At 68.0% G+C, this 247-nt stretch carries 1 protein-coding gene; it reads right to left on the bottom strand.

What is annotated here, in order from left to right:
* A partial coding sequence (locus tag G8O24_RS43360) for a citrate/2-methylcitrate synthase (protein WP_188108485.1) occupies positions 1–247 on the bottom strand: 247 nt, incomplete at both ends.

Consider the following 247-nt stretch of genomic DNA (forward strand, 5'->3'; position numbering starts at 1 on the left):
CCAGCGCCGCATCGACCCAGGGCTGGATCCGTTCGCGCGTGCCGATCGCATCCAGCATTTCCAGCACCGGTTCCGGTGCGCCACCATGCAGCGGGCCGGTGAGTGCGCAATAGCCGGCGGTGACGGCATCATAGAGACTGAGTCCGGTCGAGGCTGCGCAGCGCGCGGTGAAGGTCGAGGCGTTCAGCTCATGGTCGGCGAGCAGGACCAGCGCGCGCCGGATCAGATCGGGCGCGTGCTTGTTGTC

Source organism: Bradyrhizobium campsiandrae (assembly GCF_014529705.1).
Classification (GTDB): Bacteria; Pseudomonadota; Alphaproteobacteria; order Rhizobiales; family Xanthobacteraceae; genus Bradyrhizobium; species Bradyrhizobium campsiandrae.